The organism is Streptomyces sp. NPDC006602 (genome assembly GCF_042870385.1).
Taxonomy (GTDB): domain Bacteria; phylum Actinomycetota; class Actinomycetes; order Streptomycetales; family Streptomycetaceae; genus Streptomyces.
Genome location: NZ_JBIAHG010000002.1, coordinates 457,404 through 476,760 on the forward strand (window position 1 = coordinate 457,404; position 19,357 = coordinate 476,760).

Annotated in this window: 14 protein-coding genes and 1 pseudogene; 12 read left to right on the top strand and 3 right to left on the bottom strand. The window is 71.3% G+C overall.

All coding sequences use genetic code 11. The features are described 5' to 3' along the window. Positions 1-49 precede the first annotated feature (49 nt). The gene (locus tag ACFYO2_RS06850; protein ID WP_388345063.1) at positions 50-2,224 is read left to right on the top strand and encodes a TerD family protein; all 2,175 of its coding nucleotides are present in this window, start codon (positions 50-52) and stop codon (positions 2,222-2,224) included. A gap of 112 nt (positions 2,225-2,336) precedes the next feature. Here ACFYO2_RS06850 and ACFYO2_RS06855 read toward each other — a convergent pair whose 3' ends face one another. Continuing rightward, positions 2,337-3,209, bottom strand: coding sequence for a fructosamine kinase family protein (locus tag ACFYO2_RS06855; RefSeq protein ID WP_388345066.1), 873 nt, complete (start codon positions 3,207-3,209; stop codon positions 2,337-2,339). Positions 3,210-3,378: 169 nt separating this feature from the next. Between ACFYO2_RS06855 and ACFYO2_RS06860 the strand changes: the two genes are divergently transcribed. From ACFYO2_RS06860 to ACFYO2_RS06870, 3 genes are read left to right on the top strand one after another with little or no spacing between them, the layout of a single operon-like run. Next, positions 3,379-3,834: a carbohydrate ABC transporter permease gene (locus tag ACFYO2_RS06860; RefSeq protein WP_388345068.1), complete on the top strand. Its 456-nt coding sequence runs from the start codon at positions 3,379-3,381 to the stop codon at positions 3,832-3,834. A 44-nt stretch (positions 3,835-3,878) separates the two neighbouring features. After that, the gene (locus ACFYO2_RS06865) at positions 3,879-4,787 is read left to right on the top strand and encodes a 5-dehydro-4-deoxyglucarate dehydratase (protein ID WP_388345071.1); all 909 of its coding nucleotides are present in this window, start codon (positions 3,879-3,881) and stop codon (positions 4,785-4,787) included. Beyond that, positions 4,784-6,034: a glucarate dehydratase family protein gene (locus tag ACFYO2_RS06870; RefSeq protein ID WP_388345074.1), complete on the top strand. Its 1,251-nt coding sequence runs from the start codon at positions 4,784-4,786 to the stop codon at positions 6,032-6,034. The genes ACFYO2_RS06865 and ACFYO2_RS06870 overlap by 4 nt, the downstream gene beginning before the upstream one ends. Here ACFYO2_RS06870 and ACFYO2_RS06875 read toward each other — a convergent pair. Together ACFYO2_RS06875 and ACFYO2_RS06880 are read right to left on the bottom strand one after the other, a co-directional pair. Then, positions 6,015-6,161: a hypothetical protein gene (locus tag ACFYO2_RS06875; protein WP_388345077.1), complete on the bottom strand. Its 147-nt coding sequence runs from the start codon at positions 6,159-6,161 to the stop codon at positions 6,015-6,017. The two genes, ACFYO2_RS06870 and ACFYO2_RS06875, sit on opposite strands and share 20 nt — an antisense overlap. A gap of 80 nt (positions 6,162-6,241) precedes the next feature. After that, a complete protein-coding gene (locus tag ACFYO2_RS06880) occupies positions 6,242-7,201 on the bottom strand; it encodes an alpha/beta hydrolase (RefSeq protein WP_388345080.1) in 960 nt (319 codons plus the stop codon). 159 nt (positions 7,202-7,360) lie between these two features. Between ACFYO2_RS06880 and ACFYO2_RS06885 the strand changes: the two genes are divergently transcribed. The 8 genes and pseudogenes from ACFYO2_RS06885 to ACFYO2_RS06920 all read left to right on the top strand — a co-directional run bounded on the left by ACFYO2_RS06885 (position 7,361) and on the right by ACFYO2_RS06920 (position 19,239). Next, positions 7,361-7,843, top strand: coding sequence for a MarR family winged helix-turn-helix transcriptional regulator (locus tag ACFYO2_RS06885; RefSeq protein ID WP_388345083.1), 483 nt, complete (start codon positions 7,361-7,363; stop codon positions 7,841-7,843). A gap of 188 nt (positions 7,844-8,031) precedes the next feature. Beyond that, complete coding sequence (locus ACFYO2_RS06890; RefSeq protein WP_388345086.1) at positions 8,032-8,169, top strand: hypothetical protein; 138 nt, start codon at positions 8,032-8,034, stop codon at positions 8,167-8,169. 49 nt (positions 8,170-8,218) lie between these two features. Beyond that, complete coding sequence (locus ACFYO2_RS06895; RefSeq protein ID WP_388345089.1) at positions 8,219-9,913, top strand: acyltransferase; 1,695 nt, start codon at positions 8,219-8,221, stop codon at positions 9,911-9,913. Positions 9,914-10,117: 204 nt separating this feature from the next. Continuing rightward, positions 10,118-11,200 carry an NAD-dependent epimerase/dehydratase family protein gene (locus ACFYO2_RS06900; RefSeq protein ID WP_388345092.1) on the top strand — a complete coding sequence of 361 codons (1,083 nt, stop codon included), beginning with the start codon at positions 10,118-10,120 and terminating at the stop codon, positions 11,198-11,200. A 1,599-nt stretch (positions 11,201-12,799) separates the two neighbouring features. Continuing rightward, positions 12,800-13,165 (top strand): annotated as a pseudogene (locus ACFYO2_RS06905) (C40 family peptidase); the annotation flags it as partial. Positions 13,166-13,616: 451 nt separating this feature from the next. Continuing rightward, positions 13,617-16,514: a glycosyl hydrolase 115 family protein gene (locus ACFYO2_RS06910; RefSeq protein ID WP_388346074.1), complete on the top strand. Its 2,898-nt coding sequence runs from the start codon at positions 13,617-13,619 to the stop codon at positions 16,512-16,514. A 342-nt stretch (positions 16,515-16,856) separates the two neighbouring features. After that, a complete protein-coding gene (locus tag ACFYO2_RS06915; RefSeq protein ID WP_388345095.1) occupies positions 16,857-18,248 on the top strand; it encodes a cytochrome P450 in 1,392 nt (463 codons plus the stop codon). Next, positions 18,232-19,239 (top strand): (-)-alpha-amorphene synthase, encoded by a 1,008-nt coding sequence (locus ACFYO2_RS06920; RefSeq protein WP_388345097.1) that lies wholly within the window; start codon positions 18,232-18,234, stop codon positions 19,237-19,239. The genes ACFYO2_RS06915 and ACFYO2_RS06920 overlap by 17 nt, the downstream gene beginning before the upstream one ends. Positions 19,240-19,357: the final 118 nt, after the last annotated feature.

Sequence of the window (19,357 nt, forward strand, 5' to 3'; positions counted from 1 at the left end):
GTCGAAAACTCCGGTGCGGTGGCATGTGCCGCTCTGCGATCATCCCGGAATGGTCGAGAGTCTGGAACCGCTGGTCGTCCGGCACACCCACCGCCTGCCCTCCCCCACCGGTCCCGCCGGTGCGGGCGACGTGGCGGCGCGGCAGTTCGACGCCGCGCTGATGTCCGTCGGGTTCAAGCTGTCGGCACAGGCACTGGAGCGCCTGTCGGGGCTGTCCGAGGGCACGGTCGTCGACACCGCCGTGCGCACGCTGCACACGGTCCGCGAGATGGTCGGCGACCACGTCGAGCACAACGTCTACTTCGTCGACTTCCCGGCCAACGTGCCGGACACGCTCGACTTCTGGATGCACTGCATCACCGAGGCGCTCGACGACAGCGAGGCGCGGCCCGCTGTACTGGAGCAGCTGCGCCGGGGCGTGGTCAACCTGCTCACCCTCCCCTCGTACGGCCGCTACCAGCACACGTACGCCGAGATGCTCGCCGCCCACGCCGAGCTGATCGCCGCGGCGGGCGACCGGATGACGGTGCTGCACCTGGGCGGCGCACTCGACGACGAGGTCACCGCCCTGTACCTGGCCCTGGCCGGCAGTACGACGCCGCTGGGCGAGGAGGGGCTGAGCGACCTGAAGGCGCTCGCGCAGCAGTGTGCGAGCGGGCCCCAGCCGGAGGCGATGCCGGTCCGGGAGAACCGTGCCGTCGTCAATGAGGCCCGTCTGAGGGCGGGCGCCGACCTGCTCCTGGACACCGTCACCGATGTGCTGCGCCTGGCGTGCGCGCTGTCGGGCGGTGACGTGACCCTTCAGGAGCCGACGCGGTTCCGGGCGCTGTCGCGTCCCGTCCGTCGCGCGCTCCTCGCCGGTCTGGACGGCGTCGTCGCCGCGGCTCCGGTCAAGCTCGCCGACGTCCACGCGCACCGCGAGGAGTTCAAGCGCCTCGGCGAGCGGCTGCACCCGCACGAGTACCCGCGGTGGCCACGGGCCGCCGAGGTGTTCGCCGTCGCACGGGGCGAGCAGAAGGCGCCGTCCTTCGACAGCCGGGTGGAGGAGCTGCTCGGCGCGGGCGACGTGGTCGCGGCGGCCGCGTTGCTGAAGTCCGCTCCCGGCAGGCTGTTCCGGGCGCTGGACCGTCTGTTGCGTACGGCCCACGCCGAGGAGGAGCGGGCGGCCGTCGTGGCCGCCGTCGAGGAGGCCGCTCCCTCGGTCGCCGGACGGGTCGTGCTGTCGGTGCGCGAGCATCTGCACAACCGAGACGGCGAGACCGGTGACCGGCGTGTTTACATCAACCGCCTGGGCCGTGCCTGGGTCGCCTCCGAGGACCGCCCGCCCCTGCCGGCACCGGAACGGGAGCGCCTGATCGCCGCGCTCGACGCGGAGATGCGCCGCCGACTCCCCGCGGCGGGGCATCTGTTGGTGGACCCCGAGATCCTCGACGTGGCGCTGCCGTTGAGCGGAAAGGCGACGGCGGCGGGCCTCGGCGTGCTGCCGCGCGGCTCGGTCTCCCCGGTCGACGGCGAGCTGCTGCGGTTCTTCGTGTACTGGAAGCAGAGCGAGCGCACCACCGACTACGACCTGTCGGCGCTGATGCTGGACGCGGACTACGAGACGGTCTCCTGGCTGTCGTACACGAACCTCTCCGCCGTGGACGGTGAGCACTCCGGCGACATCGTCGAAGCGCCCCAAGGCGCCTCGGAGTTCATCAACCTGCGGCTCGGCGCCGTGCGGGGCACCTTCATCGTGCCGCAGGTCAACCTCTTCTCGGGGGAGGGCTTCGAGGAGGTCGAGGAGTCGTTCTTCGGGTTCATGCTGCGGGACGGCGAGCAGAAGGGCCGGCCGTTCGAGGCGCGTACGGTGCGGATGAAGTCGGAGCTGCGCGGGCCCGGCCGGGTTGCGCTGCCGCTGGCGTTCATGCGGGGCGAGGACGGCCGGTGGCGTGCCAAGTGGCTGCACCTGTACCTGAAGGGCACCCCGGCGTCGAACCGCGTCGAGGGCAACCGGGTCTCGGTCGCCACGCTGCTGCGCGGCATCGTCGAGCGCGAGCAGCTGACCGTGCGGTACCTCACGGGGCTGATGGCGGACGGTGCCGCCACCGGCATGACGATGTGGGACGGCACGTCCGTGCCGGACGGGCCGGTCACGTACATCGGCCTGGAGCGCCCCGAGGGGCTGCACCCGGACTCCCGGGTCGTCACCCTCGAAAATCTGCGCGACCTGATCCCCGAGTGACTGCTAACGTCTGACCACGGCGAGGCCATGAAGGGGCTTCCTTCTCAACCTCCTTGAAATTAGTCCCTTCGCTCTCCTCGCCCTCGACGTCGCTCCGGGCGGCACAGGCGGATCACCGTGCCTGTGCCGCCCGAGCCACGTCCAGGGCCTGTTCCGCATAACCGCGCCCGAACAGCACCGCGTGCACCAGCAGCGGGAACAGCTGGTGCAGCCCGATGCGGTCCGCCCACCCGTCGGCGAGCGGCGCCGCCTGCTGGTAGCCGTCCAGCACCCGGTCCAGGTGGGGGCAGCCGAAGAGGTGGAGCATCGCGAGGTCGGTCTCGCGGTGGCCGCCGTGCGCGGCCGGGTCGATGAGCCGGACCTCGCCGTCGGCGCCCCACAGGACGTTGCCGTTCCACAGGTCGCCGTGCAGCCGGGCGGGCGGTTCGGCCGGGCCCGCCAGCTCGGGCAGGCGCGCACAGAGCCCTTCGATCGCGGCGGCCTCGGCGGGGCGGACGGTGCCGTCGTCGACCGCGCGGCGCAGGTAGGGCAGCACCCGGTACTCGGCGTACCAGGACGGCCAGTCGTCGCCGTCGGTGTTCCGCATCGGGGCGAGTCCGATGTACGCGTCCCTCGGGCCGCCGGGCGGCGGGGCGCCGAACGCGGGTGCCCCGGCGGCGTGCAGGGCGGCGAGGTCGCGCCCGAACCGGACGGCCGCGCCGGCAGTGGGCCGCCCTTGCCGGACTCGGTCGATCACCAGCCGACGCCCCTCGTGACCGTGCACCACAGGGACGCGAACCGCTCCCGCCTCGGCCAGCCAGCGCAGCCCGGCCGCCTCGGCCTCGACCGCGGGCTCCTCCCCCAGCTTCGCCATGACCACCCGCCCGCCGTCGAGGGTGACTTCGGCGAGCGTGCCGGACAGCGGGCGCACCCCGGTGACCGCGCGCCCCGTGAGGCGCGCCGCCGCTTCACCCGGCCCCTCGCGCGTCACGTCGTACCGAACCATTCCTCGTCCGTTTCCACCACACACAGCACGCCCGAAACGGTAGGCCGCCGGTCCGCCCGTGACAACGCGTTCCTGTCGGAGAGCGGCTCACAGAGCCGCCATTGGGCGCGTGTGACGCTGGTGAAATGTTTCAGCCATGTATTGACATGTGGGTGAAACGATTCGTAGCTTGGGCGATCATTTAGAGGTCGGCGTGGACCTGAAGGGGACGGCGTGGGGCGTGATCCTGCCGCTCGGCGCCTGGGGCTTCTCGGTGATGCTCCTGACCGAGTTCATGAAGGACATCCCCACCGACATAGAGGAGGCCGCCCTCCTGGACGGGGTGGGCGAGTTCCGGATGCTGTGGCAGGTCGTCCTGCCGCTGTGCAAGCCCGCCCTCGGCGTGGCCGGGGTGCTCGGCTTCGTCATGATCTGGGACGAGTACCTGCTGCCCCTGATCGCCTCCAAGGACCCCACCGACTACACGGTCACCGTCGCCCTGTCCATCCTGCGCACCGACCCCGAGGTCGGCTCCGGGGTGGTGCTGGCCGGTGCGGTCATCGCCCTGGTCCCCAGCCTGATCGTCTATCTGCTCCTCCAGCGCTCGCTGGTCACCGCCATCGCCGCCGGGGCCACCAAGGGCTGATCCCATCGAGGGCCTGCCCCCCACACCCCAGTTACGAGGGAGACATGAAGTTCCACGGAGTGCTGTTCTTCCCGGTCACGCCGTTCGCCGCGGACGGCTCGCTGGACGAGGAGCGGCTCGCCCGGCACATCGAGGCCGGAGTCGCGGCCCGTGCGGGCGGCGTGTTCGTCGCCTGCGGCACCGGCGAGTTCCACGCGCTGACGCCCGAGGAGATCGAGCGCGCGACACGGATCGCCGTCCAGGCGACCGCGGGGCGGGTGCCCGTCCTCACGGCCGCCGGCGGCCCCGTGCCGGTCGCCCGCGACCAGGCGGCCCGCGTCGAACGCGCCGGCGCCGACGGCATCCTGCTGCTGCCGCCGTACCTGGTGAGCGCCCCGCAGCACGGCCTGGTGCGGTACGTCAGGGAGGTCACGGACGCCACCGGCCTGCCCGTCGTCTTCTATCAGCGGGGCACCGCCCGCCTCACCGGGTCCACGGCCGCCGAGATCGCCGCCCTGCCCGGGGTCGTCGGCATCAAGGACGGTCTCGGTGACATCGAGCGGATGCACCGCATCGTCCGGGCCGTGCGCGCCCTCCCGGACGGGCAGGACTTCCAGTTCTTCAACGGCCTGCCCACCGCCGAGATGACCGCACCCGCGTATCGCGGCATCGGCGTCGACCTGTACTCCTCCGCCGTGTTCGCCTTCGCCCCGGAGATCGCCCTGGCCTTCCACCGGGCGCTCGCCGAGAACGACGAAGCCCTGGTCGACACGTTGCTCGACGAGTTCTACGGCCCACTGGTCGAGCTCCGTGACGAGGTCCCCGGATACGCCGTGGCCCTGGTCAAGGCCGGGGTGACACTGCGCGGCCTGGCCGTGGGCGGCGTACGCGCGCCCCTCGTCGACCCGACGCCGGAGCACGTCGCCCGGCTCGCGAAACTCATCGACCACGGCTTGGAGGTGATCGGCGCATGAATCCCACCAGGATCAGGGAGCTCATCGTCACCCCGATCGCCTTCCGCGACCCGCCCCTGCTCAACTCCAACGGCGTCCACGAGCCCCTCGCCCTGCGCGTGATCCTTCAACTCGTCCTCGAGGACGGCACAGTGGGTCTCGGCGAGTCGCCGGGCGGCACCGCCCGCCTGGAGCGGCTTCAGGCGGCGGCGAAGGTGGTCGTCGGCATGGACGTCTTCGACACGACGGCCGTGGCGGCCGCGATCGACGCCGCCCTGCTGCCGACCGTGCCCAGCTCCCACGAGCGCGGCTGGACCACCTCAGCCGTGGAGGTCGCCTGCCTCGACGCACAGGGCAGGCTGCTCGGGCGGCCGGTCGTCGACCTGCTCGGCGGCGCGGTCCGGGACTCCGTGCCCTTCGCGGCGTACCTCTTCTACAAGTGGGCCGAACACCCGGCGCTCGACGGCCGCGCGGCCGTCGGCGACGACTGGGGCGAGGCGCTGGACCCGGCCGGGATCGTCGAGCAGGCCCGGCTGATGCAACAGCGGTACGGCTTCCGCTCGTTCAAGCTCAAGGGCGGGGTCTTCCCGCCGGACGATGAGATCGCCGCGATCAAGGCGCTGGCGGAGGCGTTCCCCGGACAGCCGCTGCGCCTGGACCCCAACACCGCCTGGACGGTGGCGACGTCGAAGTACGTCGCCCGTGAACTGGACGGCGTACTGGAGTACTTGGAGGACCCGGCCAAGGGCATCCCCGGCATGGCTCAGGTCGCGCGGGACTCGCCGCTGCCGCTCGCGACCAACATGTGCGTGATCGCCTGGGAACACCTGAAGCCGGCGATCGAGCAGAACGCGCTCCAGGTCCTGCTCACCGACCACCACTACTGGGGCGGGCTGCGCCGCACCCGCGAACTGGCCGCTGTCTGCGAGGCGTTCGGGCTCGCGCTGTCCATGCACTCCAACTCGCACCTGGGCATCAGCCTCGCCGCGATGACCCATGTGGCGGCGGCCATCCCCAACCTCGACCACTCCTGCGACACGCACTACCCGTGGAACTCGGCCGACGACGTGATCGTCCCGGGTGCGCTGGAACTGCGCGACGGGGCGGTCGCTGTCCCCACCGGTCCCGGTCTCGGCGTGGAACTCGACCACGACGCCCTCGACCGGTTGCACCGCCTGTACATCGACTCCGGTGTACGCACGCGGGACGACACCGGTTACATGCGGCGGATCCAGCCGGAGTACGAGTTCAGGCTGCCGCGTTGGTGACGGAGTCCGCCCGAACGGCGACCACTCCCGGTCGTCCCCGCCCCAGCGAGTAAACCAGCAGCAGGACGGGCGCGTCGGCGGGGCCGAGGCCGGTGCAGAACAGGCGGATGCGGCCGGGGGCGATCACGATGCTCTCCTGGAGTGGACGGGGCAGGGGGCACGCCTCTCAGACGTGCCCCCTGTTCCTGCCGAAGCAACCGGCGGGCGTCAGGCGGTGCCCAGCGCCGTGCGCAGCGTGCTGACCGCCTGGTTGATGGCGGCCTCGGCGGCGTGGGTCTCGCGCAGGGCGTTGAGCATCACGAAGTCGTGGATGATCGCCTGGTAGCGGACCGCGGTGACGGGGACGCCGGCCTCGCGCAGCTTGTTGGCGTACGCCTCGCCCTCGTCGCGCAGGACGTCGGCCTCGCCGGTGATGACCAGGGCCGGGGGCAGGCCGGTGAGCTGCTCGGTGGTGGCGCGCAGCGGGGAGGCGGTGATCTCGGCGCGCTGCTTCTCGTCGGTCGTGTACTGGTCCCAGAACCACTGCATGCCGTCGCGGCGCAGGAAGTAGCCGGTGGCGAACTGGTGGTAGGAGCCGGTGTCGAAGGCGGCGTCGGTGACCGGGTAGAACAGCACCTGCTGGACCAGCGGGACATCGCCGCGCTCCTTGGCCATCAGGGTCAGCGCGGCGGTCATGTTGCCGCCGACCGAGTCGCCGGCGACCGCGATGCGGGTGGCGTCCAGGCCCTGGGACGCACCCTGCTGCACGACCCACTGGGCGACGGCGTAGTTCTGCTCGATGGCGACCGGGTAGCGGGCCTCGGGGGAGAGGTCGTACTCGGGGAAGACCACGGCGGCCCTCGCGCCGACGGCGAGTTCGCGCACCAGGCGGTCGTGGGTGTGGGCGTTGCCGAACACCCAGCCGGCGCCGTGGATGTAGATGATGACCGGCAAGGTCCCGGAGGCACCGGCGGGCTTGACGATCCGCGCCCGGACGCTGCCCGTCGGGCCGCCGGAGACGGTGATCCACTCCTCGTCGACCGCCGGCTTGGCGATCTCGCTGGACTGCACCTCGTCGACCGCCTTGCGGCCCTCGGCGGGCGGCAGGTCGAAGAGGTACGGCGGGTTCGCGGTCGCCTCGACGAAGGACTGGGCGGCGGGCTCGAGGACCGGGCGGGTCTCGGTCATGGCGATCTCCTCGGATCGGGTGCCGCGGGCAGGCTCCGGTGGGGGGATCCCGACCCGGAGAGGCGGCACACATGGAGAGTAGCGCTCGATTCAGTCGTGCACAACTAATTAGGAGGCGATAGTATCGAGTGGACTTCAACGATAGGGTGGTGCGATCAGATGACCAGCACAGGAACCAGGAGCCGATCCGTGAGCACAGCCCCCGAACCGGCCGAAGGGTCGCTGCTCCTGGACGACCAGCTCTGCTTCGCGCTGTACGCCGCCTCCCGCGCGGTGACGGCGCGCTACCGACCGCTGCTGGACGAGCTGGGGCTCACCTATCCGCAGTACCTGGTCATGCTCGTGCTGTGGGAGCAGGACTCGATCTCGGTACGTGAGCTGGGCACCTCGCTCCAGCTGGAGTCCAGCACCCTCTCGCCCCTGCTGAAGCGCCTGGAGGCGAACGGCCTGCTGCACCGTGAGCGGCGGGCCGACGACGAGCGCTCGGTAGCCATCCGCCTCAGCGAGGCCGGAGCCCGGCTCCGGGAACGCGCGGGTACGGTCCCCCTCGCCATCGGCGACGCCATGGGCCTCACCCCGGAGCAGGACGCCCTGGCCAAGCAGCTGCTCCGCCTGCTCACCACGAACGTCAGCGCCGGCTGAGTTCACGAGGCACGGGGCGGAGCAGCCGTACGCGTCACTCGTTGCGTGGACACGCTGTGCGGCGCCGAGTGGACGGCGGCCCGGCACGCAGCCGCGGACGGCTACGTGCTGGTCGCCGCGAACCGGCCCGACCGCGCAGCACCACCGCGACCGTGACCTGCCGTGGCGTCATGCCGATGGACTTGAGCATGCGAGTGCGAGGCGGTCAGCGCGCCCTTCGGCAGCTCGTCGGTGACGCCAAGTCGGCGCTGCGCGACCGCGCCCAGGCCGTCGTCCTGGCGGATGAGACGGGGCTGGTCAGGCCGGGAAGGCTGCCGGGCCGGTGAGACTCACGGGCCCTTCCGGTGACGTATCGGGACGCTTAGCGTACGGCCCATGGATCACCAGGAGCCGTCCGTACGGCACTTCGACCACTGCCCCTGGCTGTTCGCGGCGGAGGCGACCGAGGAGCAGCGCCTCGCCCAACGGGAGCGGCAGCGGGAGATCGACGGGGCCGTCGAGATCGGCGAGCGGTGCTACGTCGCCGAGTCGGCGGCTGTCTTCCCGGACCGGCTGCGGCTCGGGGACGGCTCGTACATCGCCGCCCACGCCTATGTCACCGGGGAGTTGGCCACCGGTGCGGACTGCACGCTGAATCCGTTCACCACCGTGCGAGGTGTCGTGGCCCTGGGCGACGGTGTACGGATCGGGGCCCACACCTCGCTGCTCGGCTTCAACCACTCCATGGACCCCGACCGGCCGGTCCACCGGCAACCGCTCACCAGCAGGGGAATCAAGGTCGGGGACGACGTGTGGATCGGCTCGCACGTGGTCGTGGTGGACGGCGTGACCATCGGCGACCACTGTGTGATCGGCGCGGGAGCGGTCGTCACCAAGGACCTTCCGGCGTGGACGGTGGCCGCCGGGAATCCGGCACGTCGGATCCGTGACCGCCGGGACACCCCGCCGGCCCTCACGGTCGGTACGGATCTCAGCCGCTTCGCCGAGACCGCCCGCGCCCAGGCTCCCGCCCTGCTGGCCCGCTGCTGGGACGGAGTGCGGTACGTCGACCGTCCCGGCGCCACGCCCACCGTCCGGGCGCACTGCGACGCCGTGGAGATCGCCGACCTGCTGCTGGACTCCGTCCCCGGGCAGTTGGCGGCCGACGAGCACAGCGGCCGCCTGGCCGCGCTCCAGGATCCCGGAACCGGGTTGGTGCCCGAATTCGGCGAGTCCCTGCCGGACGACGGCTTCCCCGGCGAGGGAGCCGCGCTGTACCACGTCCTCAGCGTCGGCTACGCGCTGGACCTGCTGGGCGTAGCCCTCCCCCATCCGGTGTGGGGCGTACAGGACATGACGGTGCCTCAACTGGTGGCCCGGCTCGAAGGTCTGCCCTGGCGGGACAACGCGTGGGGCGCCGGAGCCTGGATCGACTCCTGGGCCACGGCTGCCCACTGGAACCTGCGGCGACCGCAAGGCGGCGGTACGGAGCCCGGAGCGCCGGAAGCGCTGTTCGGCTGGCTGCTCACCCGTGCCGACCCGTGGACGGGGATGTGGGGCGTCCCCTCGCCCGGCGCCGGGCGGTTGCAGGTGGTCAACGGCTACTACCGACTGACGCGCGGGTCGTTCGCCCAGTTCGGACTGCCCGTGCCGCACCCGGAGCGGGTCGTGGACGCGGTCCTGGACCACTCCCGGGATTCCAGGTACTTCGGGGCGGGCCAGGAGAACGCCTGCAATGTGCTCGACGTCGCCCACCCCTTGTGGCTGTGCACGCGGCAGCTCGGGACGGGCTCCGGGACCGCCGGCTACCGCACCGCAGACATCCACGCCTGGGCCGAGCGGCAGCTGGCCCTCGCCCTGACTCGCTGGCGGGACGGCCTTGGCTTCGGTTTCGGCCCGGGCACGGCGGGCCCGGGCCCGGAGCCGGGTCTCCAGGGCACCGAGATGTGGCTGGCCATCGTCTGGTTCCTGGCCGACCTGCTGGGCCGCTCCGGCGAACTCGGCTACCGCCCCCGCGGCATCCACCGGCCCGAGGCGGCCCGAGGAGATGCTGGGGACCAGGGACGCCCGGAGCAAGGGGCGCGGCCCTGACGCCGCGGACCGCACCCGTTGCGCCGACCGCCACGTCCGCGGCCCGGACGGCGAGGTCCTCGGCGACGAGGAAGACCCTCCGGGGACCCCGCACGGCCCAATCGATCATCCCCGACGATCACAACTCGGCCATTGCTGTTCCCTTCCGGCCGGGGCATGCCCGACTCTGGCCGGGGACGCGGATCTCCGCGCCCAGGAGGTGCCGTGACGGGGACTGAGGAGTGGGGCGTGGGCAAAGGCGGGGCGACGGTCGTCGCGGTGACCGGCGGCAGTGGGTTTGTCGGCAGTCATCTGGTCCGACGGCTGCTGGAGCGTGGCTACGCGGTGCGCACCACCGTACGGAGCCTCGCGCACACGGCGAAGGTACGGCCGCTGCGGGAGATGCAGGAGGAGTTCTCGGGCCGCCTCGACCTGTACGAGGCCGACCTGCTGCGCGAGGGGTCCTTCGACGACGCGATCCGCGGCTGCCGGGTGGTCTTCCACGTGGCGTCGCCGTTCTTCATGCCGGAGAAGATCAAGGACGGCCGGCGGGACATGGTGGACCCGGCCCTGCTCGGCACGCGCAACGTGCTGGGCAGCCTGGAGCGGACCCCGACGGTCGAGAGACTGGTGTTCACCTCCACCGTCGGCGCGATCTTCGGCGACTACGCCGACGTGCTGGACATGGACGACCAGGTGCTCTCGGAGAAGTACTTCAACACCACCAGCACGGTACGGAACAACCCCTACCACTACGCCAAGACGGTCGCGGAGCGCGCTGCATGGGAGGCGGAGGCGGCCCAGGACCGCTGGCACATGGTGTCCGTCAACCCCGGCCTGATCCTGGGCCCTTCGCTCGCCCCCGCCTCGGAGTCCGGCAGCCTGTTCCTGCTGGAGGAGCTGTTCAAGGGCTACTTCTTCTACGGAGCACCGGACTTCGCCTTCACCACGGCGGACGTACGGGAGGTGGCCGACGCGCACATCGCGGCGGCCGAGAACCCCGAGGCGAACGGGCGTTACATCGTCGCGGCCGAGACGATGACGTCGTTCCACGAGATGTCCCGCATGATCCGGGCGCACCACCCCCGTGACCTGCGCCTGCCGCGCACCGCGCTCCCGCACTGGCCGGTGCGCGTCCTGGGCCCGGCCTTCGGACTGACCCAGGACTACATCCGGGGGCACCTCGGCATCCGCTTCCGGGTGGACAACAGCAGGAGCGTGCACGAACTCGGCATCACCTACCGCCCGGTCGAGCAGACGGTGCTCGACCACTACGAGGCCTGGCGGCGGCAGCGGGCCGCGCGGTGACCGCCGTCGCCCTCGGGGGCGGTCACCGGCTCTCGAGTTCACGCTCCGCCGGAGGTCCCTCGGAGCGACACGACGAAGGTCACAGTTACGTATCGGGCATTTAACCCTTCAATCTTCACACCAGTCACACAAATTGGCTAAGTTGGCCGCCGGACCGCACGACTTCCCCCGGTGAAACCCGCCGTGTCGCGCGTACCTTGTTCGAGTCGTCCCCTGACCGGACCCACCAGCCGCCTCGGCGGCAGGAGTTCGGTGACGGGCTACGGAAGGAGTACCTCTTCCATGGCGCCGGAGCGAACCCCGCGTCCCGGAGGCATCGGCCTTCCGGGCATGCGCAACTCCGCACTCGCCACGGCGGCTCTCACCTCCGTGGCCCTGCTCTCCCAGACCGCGAGCGCGACTCCCGCGACCGGGGACGAGGGGCCGAGCCGTGAAGAGGTCAAGCAGCGGATCGACAACCTCTACGACCGGGCCGAGACCGACACCGGGACCTACAACGCGACCCGCGCGGCGTCGAGCCCGCGCAAGCGCGCCGGTTCGCCCGCCCCGAGCGGGCGGGCAGGCGCGGCTCCGGTCACCGACGACGGTCGCGGTCGCGTCGACTCCGGGACCGACAAGGCGCCGCGCAGGCAGGCCGATCCCGCCGTCGGTGACGTCACCCGGCAGTGGTTCGACGTGGCGCGCGCCAAGCTGGGGCCGACCGTCCCGGCAGCCCTGCCGGCCGACCGGAGGCCCGCCCCGACGTCCGACGCCCGGCCCGCGCGTCCGACGGCCGCCGCCGACGTCCGTGCGCCCGCGGGGGCCGACCGCGCCGTACGGGAGCTGACCGCCGGGTCCTCCGCCCCGGCACTGCCGCCGGCGCCGGAGGTGGCTCCCAAGGCACTGCCCGCCGCCACCGCGGAGCCGAGGCCGTCCTCACTGCGGACCACGAAGGAACGCGTCCAGCGCCAACTCGCCACCGCCCGCGACCTGCTGACCGCCCACACCGTCCAAACCACCCAGACCGCACAACCCGCCCTGCCAAGCACACCTTTCGCCGCGATCGACTCCGGCCCGGCCGAGGAGACCTGGGCCGCACCGGCCCCGGAGACCCGCCTGGATTCCGCCCCGCTCTGGCAGCAACAGCAGCCCTCCGCCGTGCCGATGGACGCCCCGCCGCCCATGGGAACGCCCTTCGCGGCGAACATGCCGCTCGCCGTGCAAGCGCCGCTCACCATGGCCACCCCGGCCCCGGAGAACCACCTCGGGACCGACCTGACCTGGCAGCAACAGCAGCCGTCCGCCGCCACGATGGACGCCCCGCCGCCCATGGGAACGCCCTTCGCGGCGAACATGCCGCTCACCATGGCCGCCCCGCCCAACACGAGCGCGCCCGTCGCCATGGACGCCTCCCTCACGATGGCCGCTCCCGTCGCAACAGAGGCGCCCGCCGCCCCGCAAGCCCCCTTCCTCACACCGCCGCCCTTCCCCGCGGCCGCCCCCCTCCAGACAGACGCCGCCTTCCCGGCAGCGACTCCGCTCCGGGCAGACCCCACCTTCGCGGGCCTCCCTCTCGCCACCACACCCCCCGTCGGCGTCGCCCCGACGCCCGAAGTCCCCGCCTACGAGACCAAGGCGACCCGCGCCCTCGCCTTCGCCCGCGGCCAGATCGGCAAGCCGTGCGTCTGGGGCGCGGCCGGCCCGGGCTCGTACGACAACGCGGGCCTCACCCAGGCCGCCTGGCGGGCCGCCGGCGTCGAACTCCCCCGCACCACGCCCGCCCAGGCGGCCTCCGGCACGGCGGTGCCCCTCGCCGACACCCGCGTCGGCGATCTGGTCTTCTTCTACGACGACCTCAGCCACGTCGGCCTCTACATCGGCAACGGCACGATGATCCACGCGCCGGGCCCGGGGGCGTACATCCGCGAGGAGTCGGTGTTCTACGCCGGCGAGTCGGCGATCCGCGGCGCCATACGCCCCGCCTGACCTCCGCGGAACACGGCAGGACCGACGGAGTCGCGCGGTCGGCATCGTCGTACCCCGACACGCGTGATGCCGTCGCACCCGGCGAAGGCTGCCGGGGCAACGATCCCGGCCCGCCCCAGCCGAGGCGCCGTCACCGGCCTCTCCTGACCCCTCTGCCACCTTCCGGCACCCCACCCCCGCATGACTCTGGACGCCCCGTCCGACCCTGCCCTACTGTGCGACAGCAAGCGCTTTCTAGCCCGATCCCTGCCACCATCCGCATTCATTCCGTCATCTCCTCTGCCTTCTCTCCCAGCCCCATGCGCCAACCCCGCCGGACGGCCCGCACGAGGGGCCGCCGGGCGTGCCCGGCGCGGAAAGGAAGCGTCTCGTGCCGCACAACGAACCGCAGGACCCGTCGCAGCCGTCGGATCCGTCGCGACCATGGACCCGCAAGTCGTTCCTGCGCGGAATGGCGGCCGTCGGGGTCGCCCCGCTGCTCCCGGGGGTGCTGCCCGCGACCGCCCGGGCCGCCGAGGCCGCCGCCCCGGACCGGCCGGACTTTCCCCTGGCCCAGGGCGGCGCCGCCACCGACGTGTTCGTGGACGCGGCGGACGACCCGGCCGTGGTCCGCGCGGCCGGCGACCTGCCCGCCGACATCGAACGGGTCAGCGGCGTACGACCGAAACTGCTGCACACCCTCCCCACGCGCGCCACGCACCTGGTCCTGGTGGGCACCCTCGGCGCCAGCCCGGTCATCGACCGGCTCGTGACGGACCGGCGTCTGGACGTCTCCGGGGTGAAGGGACGCTGGGAGGCGTCGGTCACCCAGGTCGTGGAGCGCCCCTTACCGGGCGTGGACCGTGCCCTGGTGATCGCGGGCAGCGACCGGCGCGGCACGGTCTACGGCGTCTACGACACCTCGGAGCGTATCGGGGTCTCGCCCTGGTACTGGTGGGCCGACGTGCCCGTCACCCACCGCGACACCGTGACGGTGCCCGCAGGCCGCCTCAAACGGCGTGAACCCTCCGTCCGTTACCGGGGCGTCTTCATCAACGATGAGCAGAACCTCACCACTTGGTCCCACCGCACCCAGGAGCCGGACAAGAACATCGGCCCGGAGACGTACAAGCGCGTCTTCGAGCTGCTGCTGCGCCTGAAGGCCAACTACCTGTGGCCGGCCATGCATCCGTACTCCGACTTCTTCAACAAGCACCGCGAGAACCCCGAGCTCGCCGACCGCTACGGCATCGTCGTCGGCTCCAGCCACCCCGAGGCCCTGCTGCGCAACGGCGTCCACGAGTGGGATCCGTGGGCGAAGGAGCACCCCGGCGCGGACGGCACCCTGCCGGTGTACGACTACACGGTGAACCCCGGTGTCATCTCCGAGTACTGGAGAGCCAGAGCGCGGCAGAACGCGTCGTACGAGAGCAGTTGGACGCTCGGTATGCGCGGGCTGCACGACACCGCGCTGGAGACGAAGTACGCCACGACCGTGCCCGAGAAGGTCGTGGTGATGAACGAGATCATCGCGGACCAGCGCCGGATCCTGGCCGAGGAGGTCGGCGCGGCGGTCGAGCCGCAGATCTTCATCCCGTACAAGGAGGTGCTGGATCTCTACAACGCGGGTGTACAGGTCCCGGACGACGTCACGCTGATCTGGCCGGACGACAACCACGGCAACATGCGCCAGCTGCCGAACGAGCCGGAGCGCGTCCGTGCGGGCGGCAACGGCATCTACTACCACCTCTCCTACTGGGGCCGCCCGCGCAGCTATCTGTGGCTGGACACCACCCAACTGTCCAAGGTGTGGCAGGAGTTGCGGCGGGTGTACGAGCACGGCGTCGACCGGATGTGGATCTTCAACGTCGGTGACGTCAAGTCGATCGAGACCGGGTTGTCCTTCTCCATGGACATGGCCTGGGACGTAGACCGCTGGGACGCCGACGACGTCGAGGACTTCGTCGCGGAGTGGGCGGGGCGGCTGTTCGGGCGGACCCACGGGCCGGAGATCGCCGCGATCCGTACGGAGTACTACCGTCTCGCGGCCGAGCGGCGCCCGGAGTTCATCGACCGGTCGATGTTCTCCGTCGTCCACCACGGCGACGAGGCCGGACGCCGGATGGCCGCCTACGAACGGCTGCTGGAGCGCGCCCGGGCGCTGGGCTCCGAGTTGCCCGAGGCCTATCGGGACGCCTTCTACGAGCTGGTCGAATACCCGGTGCACGGCGCGTACTTGATGAACCTGAAGTACTACTGGGCGGACCGCAACGCGCTCGCGGTCCGGCAGGGGCGCGGGGCCGGCACGAACCGTTTCGCGGACCTGGCCGAGGCCGCCCACGCCGAGGAAGCGGCGATCACCAAGCGGTACAACACCGAGGTGGCGGGCGGGAAGTGGGACGGGATCGTCAATCCCTACCCCTCCCAGATCCCCAAGGCGCCGGGCCGGCCGACCGTCATCAGGATCACCCGGCAGGAGACCTCGGGGCTGGGCGTGGCGGCCGAGGGGAACGAGACCGGTGCGGGCCGGCCGCTGTCGTTCTCGTCCTACACCCGTGACCGGCGTTTCGTGGACGTCTTCAACACCGGTTTCCTGAGCGTCGACTGGGCGGCGCAGGCGGGACACCCATGGGTGCGGCTGAGTGCGACGGGCGGCTCGCTCACCGAACAGACCCGGGTGTGGGTGGAGATCGACTGGGCGGGCACTCCCGAGGGTGCGCAAGAGTCCACGGTCGTCGTCACCGGTGCCGGGCAACGATTCGAGGTGCCGGTGCGGGTGGTCAACGACGGGGAGCGGGCGCGCCGGCGGACCCGCGGGTTCGTCGAGGCGAACGGATACGTGTCCATCGACGCCGCGCACTTCGAGCAGCGGGTGGCCCGTGGCGGATCCCACTGGCGGACCGTGCGCGGGCTCGGCCGGCGTACGGGCGCGATGGAGGCGGTGCCCTCGACGGCGGCCCCGGTCACCGGGGACTTCGCCGCCCAGGCGCCGGAGTTGAGGTATCGGGTGCGCTTCGCGAGCGCCGGGACCTTCCCGGTCACCGTGTTCCGGCTGCCCTCCCTGGACGAACGCGGTCACCGTCGGATCGCCGTCGCCCTGGACGACCAGCCGGTCACCGTGCTGTCCGGACAGTCCGTCGCCACCGGCAACCGCGGCGACGCCTGGGCCCGCAACGTCGAGGAGGGCATCGAGAAACTGACCGCCACCGTGACCGTCGCCGCACCCGGCGAACACGTCCTGCGGCTCTTCATGGTCGACCCGGCGATCGCCGTGGACCAGATCGTCGTCGACACCGGCGGCCTGCCCGCCAGCTATCTCGCACCGCCGGAGAGCTATCACCCGGTGTTCAATCCCGATCCCCACCTTTGATTGCCCGGCATATTCGGATTCGCCGCAACGAAAAAGGAGCACGAAAGAACGTTCGAGTGACAGAAGGCGACAATCCTTGGGTGTATTGCACACCCAAGGTCGTCCGCTCAATGCGTCTTCGTGCTCCCGTGCGCCCCCGCGCACAGAGGATTCGGACCACCGTCAGCAGAGTGGACTGGGCAGGACATGACTCGAACGCCAAGCCGGTGGACCGACCACCGACTTTCGTGCGTCGACTGAGACAGGTGGTATTCGATGAGCAATGCCGCACCTGAAACAGAACGAGCATGGACCGCGGGTACTGCACCGGGCATATTCCCGACCGTCAGCCACCCTATTGCCTTGTTCCGTCGGCCGCTGGATTTTCTGAATTCCCTGCCGACCCGTGGTGATCTGGTCGAGTTGCGCCTCGGCCCGCTCCGCGCCTGGATGGCGTGCCACCCGGACGTGGCCCGCCGCATCCTCGTCGAGACACGGATCTTCGACAAGGGGGGCCCGCTCTACAACCGGCTGCGGCCGTTGATGGGCAACGGCGTGGTGACATGTGATCAGGACACCCACCGACGGCAGCGCAGGCTGCTGCAACCCGGCTTCCGCCCCTCCCGGGTGGCCGACCACACGGACCTGATCGGCCGGGAGGCCGAGTCGCTGTGCCGCGAGTGGCGGGCGGGAGACCGGATCGACGTCAGCGCGGCGGCGATGACCCTGACCACCCGGGTGATGAACCACGTTCTCTTCTCCGACTCGCTTCGGGGCGCGGCGGCCGCCGAGGTCGGCGACTGTCTCGCCGTCATCGTCCGTGGTCTGTTCGTCCGTACGGCCGTGCCGGTCGACGCCCTGTTCCGCCTCCCGACGCCCGCGAACCGGCGCTACCGGCGCGCGTTCGACCGGGTGCACGCGATCGTGGACGAGGTGATCGCAGAGCGCCGGCGCAGGAGCCCGAACGGCGACCGGGAGGACATGCTCGACACGCTTCTGGCAGCCACGCGCTGCGCAGCGTCGGGGATCACCGAACAGGAGGTCCACGACCAACTCGTCACACTGCTGCTCACCGGATCCGAAAGCCCTTCCAACTGCCTCGCCTCCGCCCTCGATCTGCTGGCCCGGAATCCGGAGGCGGAACGCCGGCTGCACGCCGAGGTCGACGCCGTGGTGGCCGACCGGCCGCTGCCGGGCCCCGATGAGCTGCCGCGGCTCACCTACACCCGGTGCGTCGTCGCCGAGACACTGCGCCACCGACCGCCCGGGTGGCTCTTCACGCGCATCACCACCAAGGACACGACGCTCGCCGGGCACCGGCTCCCCCGGGGAACCACCGTTCTGTACAGCCCCTACCTGCTGCACCACGATCCCGCCTCGTTCCCCGATCCCGAGCGTTTCCTTCCCGAGCGTTGGCTCCCGGGGCGGGCCATCGCCGATCCGCACGGCGCGATGCTCCCCTTCTCCGCCGGCAACCGAAAGTGCATCGGGGACACCTTCGCGTGGGCGGAGGCCACACTGGCCCTCGCGACCATCGCCGGGCGCTGGCGGCTGCGCCATCTGCCCGGACACGCCGAACGGCTGCGCCCCGCCGCGACCTTGGGACCCCGGTCGCTGGTGATGACGTGCGAACCACGTGCGCACGCGCCGGCCGGCACAGCACCCGGCGCACGATCCCTAGCCCCCCGAGCGACCGCAGCGACCCGCGCACAGGACTCCCGAACGGCAGGTGACAACGGTGCCGACGACGTATGAGGACATCGCAGCGGCTCCGCAGGGCATGATCACGACCGGCAGTCTGAGGGATCTGATCGACGCCCACCTTTACATGCCTTTCCCGTTCCAGAACAATCACCGCGCGGCCGAGGCGGCGGCGGGCGTCCAGACCTGGCTGCGTGCCCGGGGGCTGACCGACGACCCGGCGGTGGCGGCCATGATCAGCGCCACCCGCCCCGCCCAGCTCGCGGCCTACAACAGCCCGTCCATGGACGCCGACATCCTCCAGATCGTCGCCAATCAGATCGCCTACCAGTTCATCTTCGACGACCGGGCCGAAGAGGTCGGCCGCCGCCGGCCCGGTCTGCTGCTGCCCATGCTGAGCGAGAGCGTCGAGATCCTCAGGGACGGCCGGCCGCCCAGCACGCCCCTCGGCGCCGCGTTGGCCGACCTCCACCGACAGGTGCGGGAGCGCTGCACACCCGCCCAGGCCGCGCGCTGGGCGTGGAACAGCCGTGAGTACGTGCACGGCCTGCTGTACGAGGCGGTGTCGCAGGCCGAATCGGTACCACCGGAGATCGGACTGTGCGGGTCGATACGCTCACTGATCGCCGGCGTCGAACCGTTCCACCCGCTCTGCGAGGCCGCGCAGTCCCGAGAACTGGCCGCCGGGGAACTCCACCATCCCGTCGTACGGCGCCTGGCGCGGCTGTCGGCGGACGCGGCGGTGTGGATACCCGACCTTTTCTCCGCGGTGAAGGAGCAGCGCGCGGGTAGCCTGATCAATCTCGCCCTGGCCCACCAGCGGGCCCGGGGATGCTCGCTGCCGACGGCCGTCCTGCTCGCCATCCGGCGGATCAACAGCACGATCCGTGAGTTCGAGGCGCTCTACGACGAGATCAGGCCGGAGTTGAGCGCGGCCGGCATCGGCTACGTGGACGGCATGGCCGGCTGGATCCGCGGATGCTACTTCTGGTCCCGCACCGTGCCGCGTTACGCGGACACCGCGGAGGCATCCGCCCTTCCGTGACCGCAGGCGCGGAATTTTACCCGAAAAATGAGAAGGTAACTCGCCGTAGCGCATATTTCACCCTCCCCGCTGTCCTCCTGTCCGAACACCGCCGCCGGGCGTTCACGAGGGCGTACGC